Here is a 1,451-nt window from a genome sequence, read left to right as displayed (position 1 = left end):
AGGGCCCCGTCACGGTGCTTGGGCGCGAGCGGCCGGGTGCGCCTCGGGGGTCAGGCGTCGTCCCGCCCGGCGGCGCGGTGGACGAACTCGATGAGGGAGTTCTCCATCTCGGCGCGGGTCTCGGGCTCGTTGTGAACCTCGTGGCGGACGTCGGGGTAGATGTGGAGTTCGACGTCGTGGCCCTTCTCCTCCAGGCGCCGGGCGACCTCGCGCGCACCCTCGCCGTAGTTGGTCACCGGGTCCTCCGCGCCCGCGAAGATCGCGACGGGAACCTGCGGAAGGCGGTCGAAGAAGTCGTCGCCGTTGGCCTGGTCGTACACGTCGACGAAGCCCTGCAGGAACCGGTTGCTCAAGGGGGCGCCGAAGTTATTGAAGGGGTCGCGGCCGTGATCACGGACGACGTCCGCGTTGCGCGCCACCCAGTCCGTCGGGCCGAAGTCCGGGCCGAGGCGGTCGTAGAAGCCGTCGAACAGCTGGCCCACCAACGCATCCGCAGCGGGGGCGGAACCGTCGGCCGCCACGGCAGCCTTCAGGGCCTCGCGATCCAGCGTCGACTCGACACCGCGCATGCCCACGGCGATACCGCCCAGCGCGAGCCCGTCGACCTCGACACCCGGCTGCAGCACCAGCGCCCGCGCGATCATCGACCCCAGGCTGTGGCCGAACACCACGTACGGCAGATCGGGGAACAGCTCCTTGGCCTTCCGGTACAGCGTCACCTCGTCCTGCACGATGACCGTCGCCGACTCGTCACCGGCGTCACCCCACGTCCCCGACTGCATCGCCGTCCGACCGTGACCCGCGTGATCGTCCGCGACCACGACGAACCCCGCATCCACCAGCGCGGCCGTCATGTGCAGGTACCGGCGGGAGTGCTCGCCGAGACCGTGGATGAGCTGGACCACCGCCACCGGCGTGACCGCCGGTTCGTACACCCAGGCCTGGATGGTGTCGGTGCCGTTGTGCGACGTGAACTCGAGTTCGCGCAGAGCCATGCTGACCTCCTCGTCATGCCCCCCGGGCGGGGAGCTCGACGGGCATGACCATACCGTACCTGCCGACAACGGGATGTCCGGCCCCCGACCTCCGTCGCCCACTCGCGGAACTCCCTGTCGCGGGCGCTGAGAGCGGCAGGTACGCGCCCAGCCCGTCCCGAGAGCCGCGTGACCGGGTCCGGACCCGGCGGCCCGGCAGGGTCACCCCCGGTGGGGGGGCCGCGTCCCGCCCGGATCATGTCTGCCGGCCCGCCCCGTGGCACTTCGGACGCTCTGTGCCGGCGCCGGGCGTGCCCGTCCACGCCCGGACGGCCCGCAGAACGTGGACCAGGCCTCGGCATCGCGGCTAAGGAAGGTGAGGCCGGGGTCGATCAGACAGGCGACACGGGACATCACATGGAGAAACGGCGTCCCCGCTCCGGTGCTGCGTGTACCCGACGACGGCCCCCCGGCCGA

The 1,451-nt window shown here is 71.5% G+C and carries 1 protein-coding gene; it reads right to left on the bottom strand.

Translation table 11 applies throughout. The features are described 5' to 3' along the window. Positions 1–50: 50 nt before the first annotated feature. Entirely contained in the window at positions 51–995 is a 945-nt protein-coding gene (locus tag ACSF8R_RS14585) for an alpha/beta fold hydrolase (RefSeq protein WP_035964342.1), read from the bottom strand. Positions 996–1,451: the final 456 nt, after the last annotated feature.

This window comes from Microbacterium sp. bgisy189, from assembly GCF_965345345.1.
Lineage (GTDB): Bacteria > Actinomycetota > Actinomycetes > Actinomycetales > Microbacteriaceae > Microbacterium.
The sequence above is the reverse complement of the archived record's forward strand: the minus strand, read 5'-3'. Positions and strand labels throughout refer to the sequence as shown.

Excerpts from the sequence above, each read along its gene's own strand:
- ACSF8R_RS14585 (WP_035964342.1), bottom strand. The coding sequence starts at position 995 with ATGGCTCTGCGCGAACTCGAGTTCACGTCGCACAACGGCACCGACACC.